14 protein-coding genes are annotated in these 14027 nt (G+C 59.1%); 10 read left to right on the forward strand and 4 right to left on the reverse strand.

What is annotated here, in order from left to right; genetic code table 11:
- Positions 1-14 precede the first annotated feature (14 nt).
- Positions 15-935 (forward strand): methylenetetrahydrofolate reductase, encoded by a 921-nt coding sequence (locus tag O9X91_RS23090; RefSeq protein WP_269834095.1) that lies wholly within the window; start codon positions 15-17, stop codon positions 933-935.
- A gap of 114 nt (positions 936-1049) precedes the next feature.
- On the opposite strand, the gene O9X91_RS23095 is transcribed toward O9X91_RS23090, so the two are convergent.
- Entirely contained in the window at positions 1050-1988 is a 939-nt protein-coding gene (locus tag O9X91_RS23095; protein ID WP_269834096.1) for a LysR family transcriptional regulator, read from the reverse strand.
- Positions 1989-2113: 125 nt separating this feature from the next.
- On the opposite strand from O9X91_RS23095, the gene O9X91_RS23100 reads away from it, so the two are divergent.
- Positions 2114-2332, forward strand: a complete 219-nt coding sequence (locus O9X91_RS23100; RefSeq protein ID WP_077982086.1) for a hypothetical protein — start codon at positions 2114-2116, stop codon at positions 2330-2332.
- 271 nt (positions 2333-2603) lie between these two features.
- On the forward strand, positions 2604-3644 hold the full coding sequence (locus tag O9X91_RS23105; protein WP_077982085.1) for a GlxA family transcriptional regulator: 1041 nt from the start codon (positions 2604-2606) through the stop codon (positions 3642-3644).
- Between the two features lie 60 nt (positions 3645-3704).
- Here O9X91_RS23105 and O9X91_RS23110 read toward each other — a convergent pair whose 3' ends face one another.
- Positions 3705-5180 (reverse strand): NAD(P)H-hydrate dehydratase, encoded by a 1476-nt coding sequence (locus tag O9X91_RS23110; RefSeq protein ID WP_269834097.1) that lies wholly within the window; start codon positions 5178-5180, stop codon positions 3705-3707.
- A gap of 357 nt (positions 5181-5537) precedes the next feature.
- On the opposite strand from O9X91_RS23110, the gene O9X91_RS23115 reads away from it, so the two are divergent.
- The 4 genes from O9X91_RS23115 (at position 5538) to hspQ (ending at position 8793) form a co-directional block, all read left to right on the forward strand.
- Positions 5538-5876 (forward strand): P-II family nitrogen regulator, encoded by a 339-nt coding sequence (locus tag O9X91_RS23115; RefSeq protein WP_003515720.1) that lies wholly within the window; start codon positions 5538-5540, stop codon positions 5874-5876.
- A gap of 71 nt (positions 5877-5947) precedes the next feature.
- Positions 5948-7357: a type I glutamate--ammonia ligase gene (gene glnA / locus O9X91_RS23120; RefSeq protein WP_077982083.1), complete on the forward strand. Its 1410-nt coding sequence runs from the start codon at positions 5948-5950 to the stop codon at positions 7355-7357.
- 99 nt (positions 7358-7456) lie between these two features.
- On the forward strand, positions 7457-8377 hold the full coding sequence (locus tag O9X91_RS23125) for a DMT family transporter (RefSeq protein ID WP_191217995.1): 921 nt from the start codon (positions 7457-7459) through the stop codon (positions 8375-8377).
- An 86-nt stretch (positions 8378-8463) separates the two neighbouring features.
- Positions 8464-8793 carry a heat shock protein HspQ gene (hspQ, locus tag O9X91_RS23130; protein WP_003508038.1) on the forward strand — a complete coding sequence of 110 codons (330 nt, stop codon included), beginning with the start codon at positions 8464-8466 and terminating at the stop codon, positions 8791-8793.
- A 92-nt stretch (positions 8794-8885) separates the two neighbouring features.
- Here hspQ and O9X91_RS23135 read toward each other — a convergent pair whose 3' ends face one another.
- Positions 8886-9542: an invasion associated locus B family protein gene (locus O9X91_RS23135; protein ID WP_077982081.1), complete on the reverse strand. Its 657-nt coding sequence runs from the start codon at positions 9540-9542 to the stop codon at positions 8886-8888.
- Between the two features lie 304 nt (positions 9543-9846).
- On the opposite strand from O9X91_RS23135, the gene O9X91_RS23140 reads away from it, so the two are divergent.
- Genes O9X91_RS23140 through O9X91_RS23150 form a run of 3 tightly spaced genes read left to right on the forward strand, consistent with a single transcriptional unit; the run spans position 9847 to position 13386 of the window.
- Complete coding sequence (locus tag O9X91_RS23140; RefSeq protein WP_269834098.1) at positions 9847-11694, forward strand: extracellular solute-binding protein; 1848 nt, start codon at positions 9847-9849, stop codon at positions 11692-11694.
- Between the two features lie 39 nt (positions 11695-11733).
- The gene (locus O9X91_RS23145) at positions 11734-12402 is read left to right on the forward strand and encodes a DsbA family oxidoreductase (RefSeq protein WP_077982079.1); all 669 of its coding nucleotides are present in this window, start codon (positions 11734-11736) and stop codon (positions 12400-12402) included.
- A 51-nt stretch (positions 12403-12453) separates the two neighbouring features.
- On the forward strand, positions 12454-13386 hold the full coding sequence (locus O9X91_RS23150) for a DMT family transporter (RefSeq protein ID WP_077982078.1): 933 nt from the start codon (positions 12454-12456) through the stop codon (positions 13384-13386).
- Between the two features lie 54 nt (positions 13387-13440).
- Here O9X91_RS23150 and O9X91_RS23155 read toward each other — a convergent pair whose 3' ends face one another.
- Entirely contained in the window at positions 13441-13770 is a 330-nt protein-coding gene (locus O9X91_RS23155) for a hypothetical protein (RefSeq protein ID WP_137410512.1), read from the reverse strand.
- Positions 13771-14027: the final 257 nt, after the last annotated feature.

Genomic DNA, 14027 nt, shown 5'->3' on the forward strand with positions numbered 1-14027 from the left:
CGCGAAATAGGTGCATGGTAATAAAAAGGATCACGCACAAATTGCCCGATATTTCCGCTGCTCCCATCATTCCCGCCTCCATCGAAGCCTCGCCCGCGCAGGTGCTTGGCGCGACCGACCTTGCTGGCCTTTTTCCGCAGGGCGTGCGCGTCTATCTCACCGACACCGGAGCGGCCTCGCAGGAAAGGCTCGTTGAAGCCGCAGCGCATTTGCGCGACTTCGGTTACGAACCGGTGCCGCATCTTGCAGCACGACGCATCCCTTCAAGCGCGGCGTTTGTAGAACAGGTCAGACGGCTTGCCGGAGAAGCGGGCGTAACAGATGTTCTCGTTGTCGGCGGCGGCGTCGAACGGCCGGTCGGCCCCTTCGCATCCAGCATGGACATGTTGTCCACCGGCATTTTCGACCGTTGGGGCATAAATCAGATTGCCATCGCCGGCCACCCCGAAGGCAGCCCGGACTTCAACGACGACACGGCAATGGCCGCACTCCGGTTGAAACGCGATTTTGCGGAAAGAAGCGATGCCGCCATGCGCATCGTCACGCAGTTCGGTTTTGATCCCGCCCGTTTCATCGCCTGGGCGGAAGGGCTTATCGCGTCTGGCATTGAGCTCCCGGTGCATATCGGCGTTTCCGGCCCGGCCAAAATCACGACGCTCTTGAAATATGCAGCACTCTGCGGTGTCGGCAATTCCATTGCCTATCTGAAGAAAAACGCGCTTTCCCTGACGACGCTTGCCAGAGGACACTCGCCGGAAAGCATCGTCGGGCCGATCGAGCGGCACTGGCAGGCCAATCCGCAAGGGCCGATACGGCAAATTCACGTCTTTCCCTTCGGCGGATTGCAGAATTCGGCCGACTGGCTGGTCAAACGTGGAAGCTGGCAAACCGGCGCAGCGGACCGTTCTGCATCGCCGGATTCAAGGGCTGGCTAAAGCATTTCCGGGAAAAGCGGACCCCGGTTTCCGTCCGGAAATGCGCCAAAAATACTCTAAAAACCGCCATTCCGGCGGCGCGACGGGCCATGGCCGCCGCGTACTCCCGAGGCCTCAAGCCGCCTTGGCAACCTCGAGAAACGCATTGCGAATGCTTTCAGCGACGGCAAGAACAGGACGGGACGCCTTGTCGCCCATGATCAGGCGGATATCGAAACACCCAAGCTCCGGCAGGCCTTCCTTCTCGCCCAGAATGACCATGTCGTTCTGCACATAAGATCGCGGCAGCGGCGCGATGGCGAGATCGGCGACAATCGCCGCACGTTGCGCCATGGTATGACCGCTGAGATAGGCCACCCGAAAATTGCGCCCTCGCTTTTCCAGCGAATTAATCGCTTCCGAACGCCAGATGCAGCCGTCTTCCCAGATGGAGATGGGCAGCGGATCGTGCAAATAGGCGGCGCCGCATTTGGCGCCTGCCCAGACAAGCCGCTCGCGCATCAGCACCTCGCCCGTATCCCGCAAGGGATGGGAGGCGCAGTTGACGAGGGCGAGATCGAGCCTCTGCTCATCCATGCGCTTGTAGAGATTGGAGCTGGAATCGATGGTGACGTCGATCATGATGCCGGGGAAAGCCTCGGCGAAGCGCTTGAGAATGCCCGGCAGCAGGCCGCGCTCGCCAATATCTTCCGGCGCGCCGAGACGGACGACGCCGGAAAGTTCGGGCATGACGAAACGAGACACGGCCTCGTTGGACAACGCAATCATCCGCCGCGCATAGGTCAGAAGCGTCTCGCCATGCGCCGTCAATGTCACCGAGCGGGCGTCGCGCAGGAAAAGCGTCGTTTTCAACTGCTCTTCGAGCTTCTTGATCTGCATGGAAACGGCGGAAGGCGTTCTGAACACCACTTCCGCGGCGGTGGAGAAATTTCCCGTTTCCGCGATGGCGACGAAGGTTCTCAATATGTCGTTATCCAGCAACGGCAGCGGCTGGCGGAAAGTCACGGTCATGGCACGCACCTTCAAATATTTTGATTTATAGATGGATATCATTTCGTTTGATTGAATGTCAACAAGCGCGCACCATCCGGGACATCGATTGACGGGGAGCATCGAGCCTCGTCGGCGGCGACTATAGAAATCGCAAACAGGATCGTGGTTCAGGAAAGGATCAAGACATGACCATGATACATTATCTACCGGTGGCGAACCGTTCCTCGCACCGTCCGTCATCCAGCGGCTGGCTTCATCGCCTGTCCGACCATGTTTCCACCCGTTATGCGGCATGGCGTCGCGAAAAAATGCTTCGTGCACTGGAAGCACTGCCTCCTGAAACATTGAAGGATATCGGATGGCCGACGACGGACAACAGCCGCATAAACGTCATCCGCAGATGACATTCAAACGATGGCTCGCAACGTTTTCAGATGTGCGAGCCATCCCCGCCAACCCGTCTGGTGCAAGGACGAGCGCGCAAAACAGCCTGCCTGTTTTACATGCGACACACCGCCTTTTTTTAAGACTTGTCGCAAAATTTGCATATTTCAAAAGCGATTTTTTGACAGCCCCGATTCCACGGCGTATTTTTCGTTAAAGATGTCGTAGGCAGGACATCCAGAAGACCAATTCCAAGAGAGGAATTGCGTATTCGCAACGGAGCACGGGCAAATGAGCAGGAACTCCCAGAAGAAACGCTCAATCGTCTTTTTTCTCATTCCGCAATTTACCATGCTGCCATTCGCTGCAGCGGTTGAAACGCTTCGCATCGCCAACCGAATGTTGGGCTATCAGGCCTATGAGTGGCGCCTCTCCTCGCTTGATGGCCAGAAGGTCATGTCATCAAGCGGCATCTGTCTGGAGGCCGACACCTGTCTTGCCGATGAGCGGCGTTACGTCAGCGGCGAAAACCGCCCGGAAATGGCGATCATCTGTTCGGGCATCGATGTGGACCAACACATCAACAAGTCCGTCAACGCCTGGCTGCGCGAAGCCTATAATCGTGGCATCGCCATAGGCAGCCTCTGTACCGCCGCCCATATTCTGGCACAGGCCGGCCTTTTGAACGGCAAGCGTTGCGCGATCCACTGGGAGAACCTGCCCGGTTTTTCCGAGGCCTTCCCGCAGGTGGAAGTCTATGCCGACCTCTTCGAAGTCGATAGCAACATCTACACCTGCGCCGGCGGCACGGCTTCGCTTGACATGATGCTGAGCCTGATCGGCCAGGATTTCGGTGAAAACCTCGTCAACCGCGTCTGCGAACAGCAATTGACCGACCGGGTGCGCAGCCCCAATGACCGTCAGCGCCTGCCGCTGCGCGCCCGCCTCGGCGTCCAGAACAGCAAGGTCCTGTCGATCATCGAATTGATGGAAGGCAATCTCGCCGAACCGCTGTCGCTGCTCGACATCGCCGACGCGGCCGATCTTTCGCGCCGGCAGGTGGAACGCCTCTTCCGCCAGGAGATGGGTCGCTCGCCCGCCCGCTATTATCTCGAAATCCGCCTCGACCGCGCCCGCCACCTGCTGGTGCAATCGGCCATGCCGGTGGTCGAAGTCGCCGTCGCCTGCGGTTTCGTCTCCGCCTCGCATTTTTCCAAGTGTTATCGCGAAATCTATAACCGCACCCCGCAGCAGGAGCGCGCCGAACGCAAGCTCCTGATCAGCGCATCGAGAATGGCTATGGCGAATCAGGCGGGCAAGGCCGCGCATTGAGAAGGCGGCTCTAACCTCTCAGGCGCGATGGTACGCGCCTGGCCTCAACCGGAAAACAGTTCACAAAAACGGCCGAACCGCATGACCAAGGTCCTCCGCCGTCATGCCGTCACCTGCCCTATGGCCGGCCTCGCCATGCAGCCAGACCCCGGCCGCAGCCGCTTCGAAGGCCGGCGTACCCTGCGCCAAAAGCGCGCCGATGACGCCGGCCAGCACATCGCCTGATCCAGCCGTAGCAAGGCTCGCTGGCGCATTGGTGTTGACCAGCGCCCGGCCGTCGGGTGCGGCAATCACCGTGTCCGCACCTTTATAGACCAGCACCGCGCCACTGCGCGCCGAGGCGATCTGCGCCCTTTCGATCTTGCTCAACATCTTGTCGGCGACAAGATCGGGAAACAGTCGCGCAAACTCTCCCTCATGCGGCGTCAGCACGAATTTGCCCGCGCCCGACCCGACGCGCGCAAACAGGGCCTCCCTATGATCGCTGAAAGCCGTAATTGCATCGGCATCCAGCACCACCGCCTTGTCTCCAAGCAGGGACACGTATTGCCGCGCCTTTTCGAGGTCGCCGAAACCCGGGCCGAGAACGAAAGTGCCATGACGCCTATCATTCAGCCACGACCGCAGATCGTCGGCATCGTCCACCGGCGCGTTCATCACCGCCGTTAGCGTGACGGACAGCACGTCGAGCGCTTGCCTCGGCGCGGCGATGGTGACGATCCCCGCCCCCGCCTTCAGTGCACAAAGCGCGGTCATGCGGCTTGCACCCGTCGCATGGGCCGGGCCGGAAAACACGGTCAGGTGCCCGCGACGGAATTTGTGGGTTTCCATATCGGCATGAGGCAAGACATCCCGCCAGACCGGCGGGCTATTTTCTGCCACCGCTCCCGCGTGGGCATCGAGGATACGGGACGGAATGCCAATATCGAACACCTCGAGCGTTCCACAAAGCGCCCGCCCCGGCATCAGCAGATGACCCGGCTTGCGCGCCATGAAGGTCACCGTACGCTCAGCCCTGAACGATGCGCCGAGAGGCACGCCCCGTCTGCCGCAGAGGCCCGAGGGCAGATCGACGGCGAGAACCGGCGCCTTCGCCTGCGTGACCGCCTCGATCACGCGGATAAGTTCCTGCGGAACATCGCGGGACAATCCAGCCCCGAATACCGCGTCGATCACCACGTCGCCCGAGAACGGCCTATAGTCGCCGAGCGGCAGCGGCGTCACGCCGCTTCGCTGGAATGCCGTCCGCGCATCGCCCCTGAGCGCGCCGACATCGCCGAGATGATGAACCGCGACGACCGCTCCGCTGTGCAAAAGCGCCCGCGCCGCCACATAACCATCGCCGCCATTATTGCCGCCGCCGCAGAGCACGACGAAACGCAGCGCCTGTGGATAGTGCCGCAACGCGGAAGAGGCGACCGCCTGACCCGCCCGCTCCATCAGATCATAGAGCGGAATGCCGGACTGCCCGGCCGCCGCATCGACAAGCGCCATCGTAGCAGGATCGAAAAGGGAAAACGGAGACAGGAATTTCATGCCCGATCATCCCTTCAAAACGCCGAAAAGGCAATCGATACAAAAATAAGCAATTTTGTGCGACTAAATAATAATCAAATGCATAAAATATAGACAATCAATCCGAGCCACATCTGTACGCCTTCTAATATCAAGTATTCCTAAAATAATACAAATGCGCATAAATGCTGGTCGATATTTCGCGTTTCGGCGAGAAATTGGCTGGAAAAGCGCAAAAATCGAATGCATTTTGTGCCGGAAGGCCGGGGGATCGAAGTTTTTTCTTCAAGCCCGCTTCCGATCTGGCACAATACGTGCATTCTTGTGGCAGAGCGGGAGTTACCTGCTTTAACGGGAGAAGCGGAGAGATATTTTCTCATGAAAAAGATCGAAGCGATCATTAAGCCTTTCAAGCTCGATGAAGTGAAGGAAGCCCTTCAGGAAGTCGGACTTCAGGGAATCACGGTCACGGAAGCAAAAGGCTTTGGTCGTCAGAAGGGACACACGGAACTCTACCGCGGTGCGGAGTACGTTGTGGACTTTTTGCCGAAAGTGAAAGTCGAAGTCGTATTGGCGGATGAGAATGCGGAAGCCGTCATCGAGGCGATCCGCAATGCGGCCCAGACAGGACGTATCGGCGACGGAAAGATTTTTGTTTCCAATGTCGAGGAAGTCATCCGCATCCGTACCGGTGAAACAGGCGTTGACGCCATATAATCAAGAACGTCCCGAGCCGGGGAGGCTTGGGTTTTCACCTCGTCATCATCACACTCAAGGAAAATGTTTAAATGACGACCGCAAACGATATCTTGAAGCAGATCAAGGATAACGACATCAAGTTCGTGGACCTGCGCTTTACCGACCCCAAGGGCAAGCTGCAGCACGTCACCATGGATGTTGTCTGTGTGGACGAAGACATGTTCGCCGATGGCGTCATGTTCGACGGCTCCTCGATCGCCGGCTGGAAGGCCATCAACGAGTCCGACATGGTGCTGATGCCCGATCCGGCCACCGCCCATATCGATCCGTTCTTCGCCCAGTCCACCCTCGTCGTCCTTTGCGACATTCTCGACCCGGTCTCGGGCGAAGCCTATAACCGCGACCCGCGCGGCACCGCCAAGAAGGCCGAAGCTTACCTTAAGGCATCCGGTATCGGCGACACGGTTTTCGTCGGCCCCGAGCCGGAATTCTTCGTCTTCGACGACGTGAAGTACAAGGCAGACCCCTACAACACCGGCTTCAAGCTGGATTCGTCGGAACTGCCCTCCAACGACGACACCGATTACGAGACCGGCAACCTCGGTCACCGCCCGCGCGTCAAGGGCGGTTATTTCCCGGTTCCGCCGATCGACAGCCTGCAGGATATGCGCTCCGAAATGCTGACGGTTCTGGCCGAAATGGGCGTCGTCGTCGAAAAGCACCACCATGAAGTCGCTTCTGCGCAGCACGAGCTGGGCGTGAAGTTCGACACGATGGTCTCCAGCGCCGACAAGATGCAGATCTACAAGTATGTCGTGCACCAGGTCGCCAATGCCTATGGCAAGACGGCAACCTTCATGCCGAAGCCGATCTTCGGCGACAACGGTTCGGGCATGCACGTTCACCAGTCCATCTGGAAGGGCGGCAAGCCGACCTTCGCAGGCGATGAATATGCCGGCCTCTCCGAGACCTGCCTCTATTACATCGGCGGTATCATCAAGCACGCCAAGGCGATCAACGCCTTCACCAACCCGACCACCAACTCCTACAAGCGTCTGGTGCCGGGTTATGAAGCGCCGGTTCTGCTCGCCTACTCCGCGCGCAACCGCTCTGCTTCCTGCCGTATCCCCTTCGGCTCCAACCCGAAGGCAAAGCGCGTCGAAGTCCGCTTCCCGGATCCGACCCAGAACCCCTATCTCGGTTTTGCGGCCATGCTGATGGCCGGCCTCGACGGCATCAAGAACAAGATCCACCCCGGCAAGCCGATGGACAAGGACCTTTACGACCTTCCTGCCAAGGAATTGAAGAAGATCCCGACCGTCTGCGGTTCGCTGCGTGAAGCGCTCGAAAGCCTCGACAAGGATCGCAAGTTCCTGACCGCTGGCGGCGTGTTCGACGACGACCAGATCGACTCGTTCATCGAACTGAAGATGCAGGAAGTCATGCGTTTCGAAATGACCCCTCACCCCGTCGAATTCGACATGTACTACTCGGCCTGATCGGCCCTGCGAGCGCTCTACAGGAGCGCTCGATCCATCTCGGCGGTTTTCCCCGGAAAGCCGCCGTTTTCTTTTGGAACCCAGCCATCATTGCGAAGAATGTCGAACAAGCCAGCCTCTCAGCAAACGCGCCTCACGGACTGGCTCATCTTTCTGGCGGTGCCGTTCTTTTTCTCCAGCAATGTCATTTTCGGCCGTGGCGTCGTCGGCGAAGTCTCGCCTTTCATCGCCGCCTTCATTCGCTGGATCGGCTCGACCCTCATCATCGCCCCCTTCATGATCGCCGACTGGCGCAACTGCCTTGCTTTCGTGCGGCGGAAAACGCTGCTCTGGCTCGTCCTCGGCATTCTGGGCATGGGAATTTGCGGCGGCGTGGTCTATTGGGGGCTGACCATGACGACGGCCGCCAACGGCACACTGATCTATACGACGTCGTCGCTGTTCATCATCCTGTTCCAGCGCGTCTTTCAGGGCCGCCCGATCCGCAGGCTCGAAGTGGCTGGCATGGTCATCGCCTTTGCCGGCGTGGCGGCCATCGTGCTGAAGGGCGATGTGTCCGCCCTCTGGCGCCTGAATTTCAACATTGGCGATTTCGCGATCCTGACCGCAGCCATCTGCTTTGCGATCTACTCGCTGCTGCTGCGCGATCCCGCCGCGCGACAGATGGCCTCTTTCAGCCTTTTCGGCCTGATCGCCTTTTCCGGCGCGCTCGTGCTTCTGCCGCCGGCGGCGCTGGAACTGGCGCAGGGCGGCATGTTGCCCGCCACCCCAATGGCCTGGGCCAAGATCGGCGGCATCATCCTGTTCGCCTCACTCTTGGCCTTTTATTGCTTCACCCATACCGTACGCGTCTTCGGTCCCGCCACGGCGGGGGTCACGCTTTATATGATGCCGCCGGTCTCGATCCTCATGGCCACGCTGTTCCTTGGGGAGACCTTCGAGGCCTATCACGCCGTGGGAATTGTGCTGGTCACCGGGGGCGTCATTCTGGCCACCGCGCCGATCGGCAGAAGACGCTGAGCCGGCCGGCAGACAGCCGCCAAACCGCTAGGTCTTGATATTTCGCATTACGCACCCAACTAGTATTGGGAAAGGAAGTTCATGCCATGAAACAAAGAGACGCAAAATTCACGCTTGGCGAGATCGTTCGCCATAAGGTGTTTCCGTTCCGCGGTGTGGTGATCGACGTGGACCCGGAATATGCCAATACCGAGGAATGGTGGAACGCCATCCCCGCGGAAATCAGGCCGGATCGCGACCAGCCCTTCTATCATCTTCTGGCTGAAAACGAGGAGACTGAATATGTCGCTTACGTTTCCGAACAGAACCTCGTCCATGACGAAAATGAGACGCCGCTGAGAAATCCCAATATCGGCCGCATCTTCGACAAAGCACCGAACGGCGAATGGCGACCGAAAATGTCGACGGCGCATTGACGCCGCGCCAACTTTCCCCCGCCCTCCCCGGGACATAAAAAAACCGGTCTGTCGCCAGACCGGTTTTTCTGTTCCTGAAGCTTACGCTGCAATCAGGGCTTCGGCGCGCCCTTGGCGGCGTCCTGTGCGGCTTCCAGCTTCTTGCGGGCCTCTTCAGCCTTCTTCTGCATGCCTTCCTGCAAGCTGCGCTGGCTTTCGGCAAGCTGCGACTGCGAGATGGCCGGACCGTCAAAAGCGCCGGTGAAACCGGTGAGCGCGATCTTGATGGGGTTCGGTGCGCGGCGGAAGTTGATGGAGGTGAAGACCACCTCGTTGCCCTTCTTCAGCGAAGCGATCATGGCGTCCGTCAGCGGAACTTCGGCCGTGCACTTGTCGGGCAGGCAAACGGCGTAATCGAGCTTCTGGCCCTTGCCGCCGTCGATCTGCATCATCACGCCCGGAGGGATGAGACGCGCGGTGGGGACCGAGACCTGCAGCAGCTTACGGTTGACCTTACCTTCAACGGTAATGAGGCCGACAGCCGTGATCATCTGGCCGTTCTGGGCAAGAACCACGTTCTGCACGACGCAGACGTCGTTGTCTTCCTGCTTGGAGCAGGTCTTGAACCAGCCGAGCGGCGGAGCGCCAGCGCCCTGAGCGGCGGGAGCAGCATCCTGCGCCTGCGAGATTGCCGGAGCAGACATTGCGCCGAGAGAAAGGACCAGAGCGGACAGAGCTGTCCGGGTGAATGTGTTTGCCTTGTGCATCATAAGAGTTCCGTCTCCTGAATGTCTGCCAGAACAGAACCGCAAGATCCTGTTCGCCGATGGCGGTATCCTTCTGCCCGTTCAACTGTCGTTTAAATGAGGCAAATGCGTGACCCGTCTCTTCCGGCCACCCTGTTACATGCCGATCGCGGCGATATCCAGCACTTCTTTAACTTTTTCTTGAGCGGACCCAAGATTTCCCGCACTCGCATGGGTCCTGCAATGTCCCTGTGCTACATATCTGCCAGAATCATGACGATAAACCATCGTAACGATCATCGGACGGATAGTTAGACAGGATAATGACATGCGCAACCTTGCGGCCCTCATCCCCGCATTGTTCCTTTTGGGATCATCCCTGCTTCCAGCTGGGGCAGCGCAGGCACAGCCGCTACACGGCATCTCCATGCATGGCACGCCTGCCCTTCCTGCCGATTTCCGGCACCTGCCCTATGTCAATCCGGACGTGAAAAAAGGCGGTCGCATTTCCTACGGCGTGGTGGGCACCTTCGACAGCCTCAATCCCTTTGTTCTCAAGGGAATGCGCACCACGGCGCGTGGTGTCTGGGACCCGGAATTCGGCAATCTGCTTTACGAGCCGCTAATGCTGCGCTCGAGCGACGAGCCCTTCAGCCTCTATGGCCTGCTTGCAGAAACGGTGGAATGGGACGATGAGCGCAGCTTCGTTCAATTCAACATCAATCCAAGGGCGAAATGGTCGGATGGTCAGCCGGTCACACCTGACGATGTGATTTTCAGTTTCAACCTGCTTAAGGACAAAGGCCGCCCACCTTTCAACAGCCGCCTCGACGGCGTGGCCAAGATGGAAAAAATTGGCGATCGCAGCGTGCGCTTCACCTTCAACGACAAGGCCAACCGCGAAACCCCGCTCATTCTCGCCTCCTCCACGCCGATCCTGCCGAAACATGCGACCGATCCGGAAAAATTCGAACAGGCGGGCCTTGGCGATGTTATCGGCTCCGGCCCCTACCGAATCAAAACGCTGCGCCCGGGTGAACGAATCATCTGGGAGCGAAACCCCGATTACTGGGGCAAGGATATCCCCGGCAAAGTCGGCTTCGATAATTACGACGAAATCAGCATCACCTATTTCCTTCAGGTCACGACCATGTTCGAGGCCTTCAAGAAGGGCGATATCGACATCTACCCAGAGGGTGACGCCATCAACGGCACCTCCGACACCTCCCATTGGGGCCAGGCTTATAATTTCCCGGCCGTCCATCGCGGCGATATCGTCAAGGACGTGTTCCAGCCGCGCCTGCCGACCGGCATGTTCGGCTTCGTCTTCAATACACGACGTCCCGTCTTCGCCGACGAGAAGGTGCGCGAGGGCCTCACCTATGCGTTCGATTTCGAGTGGATGAACAAAAACATCCTCGGCGGCTCCTTCAAGCGCACCCAAAGCTACTGGCAGAATTCGCCGCTCGGCGCTTACGGCAACGCCGCCGACGAGCGCGAGCTGGCGCTGCTGGGCGACGCAGCGAAGACCATGTCGCCGGAACTGCTGGCCGGCACCTACGCCCTGCCCGAAACCGACGGCACGGGTGCCGACCGCAAGGTGCTGAAGATGGCCGTCGACAAGCTGAAAGAGGCTGGTTACAGCATCAAGAACGGTAAGATGTCCGATGCCAATGGGCGCCAGCTCGCCTTTGAGATCATGACGCAGAACCCGGCGCAGGAACGCATCGCGCTTGCCTATCAACGTTCGCTGAACCTGATCGGCGTCGCGATGGGCATCCGCTCCGTCGATGACGGACAATACCAGTCCCGCTCGAACAGCTTCGATTATGACATGATCATCCGCTCCCTGCCCTCGTCGCTTTCGCCTGGTATGGAGCAACTGAACCGCTGGAATTCGCTTTCGCGTGATGCGCAGGGGAGCTTCAACTATGCGGGTGTTGCCAATCCCGACATAGACCGGATGATAGAGGCGCTGTTGCAGGCCCGCTCGACGGAAGACTTTCAGGCAGCGGTGCGCGCCTACGACCGCCTGCTTGTGGCCGGCCATTATATAATTCCGCTCTATTACATCGGCGCCCAATGGATCGCACGCTGGAAATATATCGACCGCCCGGATATGACACCAATACAGGGCAATCAGAAACAGACCTGGTGGGACGCGCGGGCGCAATAACCTGCCACCGTCAGGTCGATCATATAAGGAACCTCAGCCATGGAACGAATCGTTGTTGACGTCGTATCGGACATGGTCTGCCCGTGGTGTTACCTCGGCAAGGCGCGGCTGGATCTCGCCATTGCCGAAGTGCAGGATGAAATCAGCGTCGACGTGAACTGGCGTCCCTACCGCCTCAATCCGGACTACCCACCGGAAGGCGTCGACCAGAAAGCCGCTCTCGAGGAAAAGCTCGGCAAGGAGCGCCTAGAACAGGCCCATGCCACTCTGGTGCAACTCGGCAAGGAAGTCGGCATCAATTACGATTTCGACGCGATCGAGATCGGGCCGAACACGCTCGACGCACACCGCCTGTCGCTTTGGGCTCATTCCGAAGGCCGCGATCTCCAGGAGAAGGTCGTGACCGGCCTTTTCAAGGCCAATTTCGAGGAAGGCCGCAATATCGGCGATCATGCTGTGCTGACAGACATTGCCGCAAAGGCTGGCATGGACGCGAAAGTGGTCGAGCGGCTGCTCGCCTCCGACGCGGACAAGGATACGATCGTTGCCGAAATCGACGCTGCGCAGCAGATGGGCGTCGCCGGCGTACCCTTCTTCATCATCGACCAGAAATACGCCATAAGCGGTGCACAAACGCCTGACATCCTGATTGCTGCATTGCGGGATATTGCAAAAATCAAGGCGGACGAGCATAGATCGATGAACTGACGGCCAAACCACCGGCGGTTTTCTGCAACTCGATTTTCCGCCGGTGTTTCCGTGTCCGACCAGACCCTGAAAGGCATTCTGCTCGCCTTTGCCGCCTTCGCTGCCTACGCCTGGAGCGATGCGAGCGTTAAACTCATAGAAGGCCAGATTTCGCCGATCGAATCGGTCTTTTTCGGCGCCGTGTTCGGCCTCGTCGCCCTGCCATTCATCCGCAAGCGCAATGACAGCTGGCTGGATGTGGTGAAGACGACAAACCGGCCCTTGTGGATCATCCGCTTTTTTGCCGCCGGCACGGGTGCCGTCGGCAGCGTGACCGCCTTTACCCATCTTTCCATGGCCGAAGCCTTCGCGCTGATCTTCCTGCTGCCTTCCTTCGTCACCATCATGTCGGTGGTGTTTCTGAAGGAACAAGTGGGCATCAAGCGCTGGTCAGCCGTCATCATCGGTTTCCTCGGCGTGCTGGTCATCCTGCGTCCGGGCTTCCGCGAACTCGGCATCGGCCATCTCGGCGCCATCATCGGCGGCTTCAGCGGCGCGCTCAGCATTGTCATTTTCCGCGCCATGGGCCCGTCGGAAAAGAATGTCTCGCTGTATGGTGCTGGTGTGCTCGGCTGTCTCACCATAAGCGGCATCGCGATGGTCCCGACCTTCATCATGCCAGCCGGCGAGCAATGGCTGCTGCTGGCGGGATACGGCCTGCTCGGCGCGCTCGGCAACGTGCTGGTCATGTATGCCGCCCAATATGCGCCGGCCGCGATGATCGGCCCGACGCAATATAGCCAGATGCTCTGGGCCATCCTGTTCGGTTATCTGATATTCGGCGACCGTATCGACGGATGGATGCTGATCGGCATCGCCCTCATCGTCGGCTCCGGCCTGTTGACGCTGATCCGTGAAAAACAGAGAAAAGTACCGCTTCCCGCCTCGATTGCGGCTACCGACCAGAATGTGGCTGTTGGCATCACCCCGGAAGACAGCCGCTAGCTAAAAACATGCAAAAACCGACGACGCTCTGCACACCGCCGGTCTGCCAGTCGATCAATCGCAAACCCTGACCCGATACATGTCACCCCAGGCATTCTGCCTCCAAGCCACATGGCAGCGCGGATAAACCGGCGGGCCATAAGCCGGCGCAGCGTAGACGGGTGGACCGTAAGCCGGCGCGTAATAGGCGGGGCCGTAAGCGTAACCGGGATGTCTTGCCCCGGCGATAAGCGCTCCGCCGATGATCGTGCCTGCGATGCCGGCGGCAAGGCCGCGGCCGAAATTATTGCGCGCTTCCGCCTGACTGGTGGTGGCAATTGTGGTGCCCGCAATTGTCAAAGCAACCAGACCAGCGGTGGCAAACCTGTTGATATTGGTCCACATCGTCCTGCTCCTTCATCACCCGGCGGCTTCACGATCCGCCGCACCGGGTATCAGGCAAAGATTACGCCCGCAAAGACTACCGGCGCATGTCCGTTTCGTTACATCGCGGTAATTCTCGCTGAGCCTTGCGGGCTGGGTTTTCCGAGGATTGGCCATTTGTTAGCGGGCCGAAGGTGGGTGGAGCTTTACCCCCCTCTGCCCTGCCGGGCATCTCCCCCTCAAGGGGGGAGATCGATCTGCGGCTAGGTTTCGCCCCT

The organism is Agrobacterium salinitolerans (assembly GCF_027498475.1).
GTDB lineage: Bacteria > Pseudomonadota > Alphaproteobacteria > Rhizobiales > Rhizobiaceae > Agrobacterium > Agrobacterium salinitolerans.

Bases quoted from the DNA above. Each gene is read 5' to 3' on its own strand.
- O9X91_RS23135 (WP_077982081.1), bottom strand. From the start codon at position 9,542: ATGATGCACAAGGCAAACACATTCACCCGGACAGCTCTGTCCGCTCTG.
- O9X91_RS23100 (WP_077982086.1), top strand. From the start codon at position 2,114: ATGACCATGATACATTATCTACCGGTGGCGAACCGTTCCTCGCACCGT.
- O9X91_RS23145 (WP_077982079.1), top strand. From the start codon at position 11,734: ATGGAACGAATCGTTGTTGACGTCGTATCGGACATGGTCTGCCCGTGG.
- O9X91_RS23105 (WP_077982085.1), top strand. From the start codon at position 2,604: ATGAGCAGGAACTCCCAGAAGAAACGCTCAATCGTCTTTTTTCTCATT.
- O9X91_RS23155 (WP_137410512.1), bottom strand. From the start codon at position 13,770: ATGTGGACCAATATCAACAGGTTTGCCACCGCTGGTCTGGTTGCTTTG.
- O9X91_RS23095 (WP_269834096.1), bottom strand. From the start codon at position 1,988: ATGATATCCATCTATAAATCAAAATATTTGAAGGTGCGTGCCATGACC.
- hspQ (WP_003508038.1), top strand. From the start codon at position 8,464: ATGAAACAAAGAGACGCAAAATTCACGCTTGGCGAGATCGTTCGCCAT.
- O9X91_RS23140 (WP_269834098.1), top strand. From the start codon at position 9,847: ATGCGCAACCTTGCGGCCCTCATCCCCGCATTGTTCCTTTTGGGATCA.
- O9X91_RS23125 (WP_191217995.1), top strand. From the start codon at position 7,457: ATGTCGAACAAGCCAGCCTCTCAGCAAACGCGCCTCACGGACTGGCTC.
- O9X91_RS23110 (WP_269834097.1), bottom strand. From the start codon at position 5,180: ATGAAATTCCTGTCTCCGTTTTCCCTTTTCGATCCTGCTACGATGGCG.
- glnA (WP_077982083.1), top strand. From the start codon at position 5,948: ATGACGACCGCAAACGATATCTTGAAGCAGATCAAGGATAACGACATC.
- O9X91_RS23115 (WP_003515720.1), top strand. From the start codon at position 5,538: ATGAAAAAGATCGAAGCGATCATTAAGCCTTTCAAGCTCGATGAAGTG.
- O9X91_RS23090 (WP_269834095.1), top strand. From the start codon at position 15: ATGGTAATAAAAAGGATCACGCACAAATTGCCCGATATTTCCGCTGCT.